Origin of the sequence: Pseudomonas avellanae BPIC 631 (assembly GCF_000444135.1) — a bacterium.
Lineage (GTDB): Bacteria > Pseudomonadota > Gammaproteobacteria > Pseudomonadales > Pseudomonadaceae > Aquipseudomonas > Aquipseudomonas avellanae.
The window spans coordinates 1-3,855 of the sequence record NZ_ATDK01000392.1; the positions used below are offsets into that span (position 1 = coordinate 1).

The window sequence follows — 3,855 nt, forward strand, 5'->3', positions numbered from 1 at the left end:
CTACTTCAGACCTTCCCTAACGAAATCAACGCCATTCAGTATTGTCCTTGTGTGATAGATGTTGCTGGATACTTCCGTTGTGAATCCGAGTGATGTTTGGTTTTCTGTTGTTCAGTGCTGATAATGTTTTTGGGGTTTTAGGGAGGGTTGATATGGATCAATTTATTAGCTTAGGCGTTGAGGGTTTTATTGATTGAGGATATGCGCTTGGATGTCTCAGGACAAAAATGTCCGGGGTTTATTTGACGCTGGTTTTTTGGTGTTTTTGGCTGAGTTGGGTTTTGATGGGGGAGAATATGGCGTTGGAAGAAGGGGCAAGCGTGAGTGGCGTGGTGAGCCAGGCAGTAGATCGAGAGGTTATATGAGTAGATCAGCGAAAGGGCTTTGAGGCAGAGTCTCGGAAGCATTCCGAATACATGATGAAAACATAACTGCCAATATTGAACTCATTTTTGGAGCGAGCGCGCCGCCGTGCCCGTGATGTGAAAAAATTCACACCCACCCTTCAACTATCGCCAATTTACACAGTGGAACCTTTTGATGAGTATCAATACCGAGTTGCGAAAAACACAGTTCGCAACTCCGAGGCGTTCAGGAGTCGGCTCGAGAACGTTTGATCGGTATTGGTGCTGTTGAATAACTATAAAAAATGCAGTGGCAATGGTCAGTTCAAGCGCATTGGTTACTCCACAAGGACAGCTGGAGATTCTCATGGCGAACGTAAAAGTTCTCGACGTCACCTTGCGTGATGGCGGATATCGAAATAACTTTGACTTCACTGACGAGCAGGCGCGGGTTATTGCAACGGGGCTTGCAGATGCAGGCGTTGATCTGTGTGAAATAGGCTACTGCAAGGGCTCGTTTTCCCCTCAGGCGGGGCATGGTCTTACCAGTGATGTGGGCGCGCGTTACATCCAGACGATCAGGGAGGCGGCCCGCGGTCGAATAGAACTGGCGGTGATGGTCCACCCCAGAAATGTGTCGCCAGACGACTTTGCCATGCTCAGAGAGCAGGGCGTTTCGATGATTCGGGTCTGTCTGCGCCGCGAGCAACTGGACGACGGCCTCGCTACTGTGTCGCTGGCTCGGGATCATGGGTTCAGTGTCAGCGCCAATGTGACCCATGTGACATCGCAAACCCCCGGCGCAGTCATTGATACGGCGGTTCGCGCAGAAGGCGCGGGGGCGGATATCATCTGTTGCGCCGATTCCAACGGCCATATGTTGCCCACAGATGTGCATCGTCTGTTCAGCCGCCTTTCAAGTCGGCTTGTTGTGCCACTGGGGTTTCATGCGCACAACAACCTGTCTCTGGCACTGGCCAATGCAGCAGCGGCGGTCGAGGCGGGTGCCGAATACATCGACACCTCCGTGTGCGGGATGGGCAAAGGTGCCGGCAATCTGCATTTGAGCATGCTCGTTGCGTACCTGGAGCGGTTGGGCGTGAGCCATGGTTATGACCTTGTGAAGGTTATCGAGTTGTCCGAGACCATCGCCAATTTGATACCGCAGAGCAATATGCCCAGCCCGTTCATGGATATCGTCCTGGGTACTTACAACTTTCCTTTCGATGTTCGGCAGCGGATACAGGAAACCCTCGAGCGCTTTCAGTTGACGTCCGAGTACCGTGCGCTTGAAGTCATGCATCAACAGGATCAGATTGCGCGTCTGGCACCCCGGGCGACGTTGCCCCATGCGTTCAACAAACCGTCCAGGTCGGTACTGGAGGTGTCGAGATGAGTGCTCACGTACTTCGCAAACGCATTTGCGTGCTGCCCGGTGATGGCATTGGTGTTGAAGTCATGGACGCTGCCTTGCCGGTGATCGCCGCGCTGGGCCTGCCTTTTGACCTGCTGCACGCCGATATCGGCTGGGAATGCTGGAGGCGCGAGGGCGAAACCGTTCCTGACGACACCTGGAAGGTCATGGCCAGTTGCGATGCGACGCTACTGGGCGCTATCACCAGCAAGCCTCTGGCGGAAGCCGAGGCCGAACTGCCGCTGCCACTTCAGGGCCACAGTCGCCGGTACGTCAGCCCGGTCATTCAGCTCAGGCAGAATCTTGACCTGTACGCCAATGTTCGCCCGGTAACCGATATGACCGGCGACAACAGATTTCGCTTTGTAGTGATCAGAGAAAACACCGAAGGTCTTTATGCAGGGCTGGACTTTGGGCGTATTCCGGATGCGCTCGTGCCTTTGCTTGAAGCACGCGAAGCACTGGGCGCTGCCTGGCAAAGAACCGGGCAGGAGGATGCGACCGTTACCCTGCGCTTGCAGACGCGCAGCGGCTTGACGCGTATTTTCGAGTACGCCTTTGACTATGCACGAAACAACAACTTCTCTCGCGTAACGTTTGTCGACAAGCCGATGGTGCTTCGCCACAGCAGCGCTTTTGCCCGGCTGATTTTCGAAGAAATAGCGCAGCGCTACCCGGATATAACCGGCGCTATCGAGAATGTCGATGCTGTTGCTTTGTGGATGGTGCAACGACCCGAGCGCTTTGGGGTAATCGTTGCCGAGAACATGTTCGGTGACATCCTCTCGGATCTGGGGGCCGGTGTGATGGGTGGGCTCGGGTTTGCGCCCAGCGGCAACTTTGGCAACTCCGGTGCCTACTTCGAGCCGGTACATGGCAGCGCACCCGCTCATGCGGGACTGAATAAAGCCAACCCGAGCGCGATGTTTCTGGCCATTGCCATGATGCTGGAACACTTGGGGTTTCCGGCCCAGTCGGATTGTATTACCCGCGCAGTAAGCCAGGTATCTCGCTCTGCGGTGCGCACCTATGACATGGGCGGTTATCACACCACTCGCCAGGTGGGCGAGGCCATTGTTCTACAGTGTGTGGAATTGCAGGGGCTGTTGGTCGACGGCCGTGAGCGTTCCCGCTCTGCTCAAGGAGAACGCCATGTCAGTGCCCTTTGACTACACGCCTATCGCGCAGAGCGTGCTCGATGAATGCGAGCATCTGGACACGGCATCGTTGTCTGACGCACTGGACAGCCTTGGCATCGACGGCGGGCTGCCGGGCATTGCTTCGCAAGTACCGGGCACGCGCTGCGTCGGTATCGCTTTCACGGTGCAGTACCAACCGGTTGATACGTCAGAAGGGTTCAGAGGGGCTGCCAATTATATTGATCAAGTGCCGAGCGGTTCTGTGATTGTCTCTTCGAATTCGGGTCGTCATGACTGCACGGTGTGGGGCGACATCATGACCCACTTTGCCTTGGCCAACGGCATCAAAGGCACGGTCATAGATGGCGTTGCACGTGATATCGATACCGTTATCAATTGCAACTACCCGTTGTTCAGTCGTGGACGTTTCATGCAGTCGGCGAAGAACCGCACACAACTCAAGGCCGTCCAGGTGCCGCTCGTTATCGATGGCATCACCATTCGACCGGGAGACCTGATGGTGTGTGACGGCAGCGGCTGTGTTGTGGTCCCGCAGCAACTGGCGGCCGAAGTGGTGCGGCGCGCCAGGGCCGTAGAGCAGACCGAGCGGCGGATCATTGAAGCCATATCCTCCGGTTCGACACTTGAGCAGGCGCGGATGACTTACCGCTACGACCAGCCCTGGTTGAGCGAGGCTGAACACATCGGCGCGCACGTGCCGTCGTAGTTCAAAACTCTAAAACGCCGCCGCACCGGTGCCCCCCACGGCATCAACTTTTATCTGAATAAATGAAGGGAAGATGATTATGAAAATGGAATTGTTCGACGCTCAATCCGTGACTGACGATAACGCTGGGCGGTTTCAGAGGCTGAGTGCAACACCCGGCTATTGAGTTAGGGATGGACTCTCATGATGCTTGGACATCATTTCCGTCATCATTTCGATAGGGCATCTGTA

3 protein-coding genes are annotated in these 3,855 nt (G+C 55.3%); all 3 read left to right on the forward strand.

Going from position 1 to position 3,855, the window contains the following annotated elements; translation table 11 throughout:
* Positions 1-711 precede the first annotated feature (711 nt).
* From DW49_RS0122740 to DW49_RS0122750, 3 genes are read left to right on the forward strand one after another with little or no spacing between them, the layout of a single operon-like run.
* A complete protein-coding gene (locus DW49_RS0122740; protein WP_024420009.1) occupies positions 712-1,740 on the forward strand; it encodes a beta/alpha barrel domain-containing protein in 1,029 nt (342 codons plus the stop codon).
* Positions 1,737-2,927: an isocitrate/isopropylmalate dehydrogenase family protein gene (locus DW49_RS0122745; RefSeq protein ID WP_005618672.1), complete on the forward strand. Its 1,191-nt coding sequence runs from the start codon at positions 1,737-1,739 to the stop codon at positions 2,925-2,927. The genes DW49_RS0122740 and DW49_RS0122745 overlap by 4 nt, the downstream gene beginning before the upstream one ends.
* Positions 2,911-3,624 carry an RraA family protein gene (locus tag DW49_RS0122750; RefSeq protein ID WP_005618670.1) on the forward strand — a complete coding sequence of 238 codons (714 nt, stop codon included), beginning with the start codon at positions 2,911-2,913 and terminating at the stop codon, positions 3,622-3,624. The genes DW49_RS0122745 and DW49_RS0122750 overlap by 17 nt, the downstream gene beginning before the upstream one ends.
* The last annotated feature ends 231 nt before the right edge of the window (positions 3,625-3,855 follow it).

Bases quoted from the DNA above. Each gene is read 5' to 3' on its own strand.
- DW49_RS0122750 (WP_005618670.1), top strand. From the start codon at position 2,911: ATGTCAGTGCCCTTTGACTACACGCCTATCGCGCAGAGCGTGCTCGAT.
- DW49_RS0122745 (WP_005618672.1), top strand. From the start codon at position 1,737: ATGAGTGCTCACGTACTTCGCAAACGCATTTGCGTGCTGCCCGGTGAT.
- DW49_RS0122740 (WP_024420009.1), top strand. From the start codon at position 712: ATGGCGAACGTAAAAGTTCTCGACGTCACCTTGCGTGATGGCGGATAT.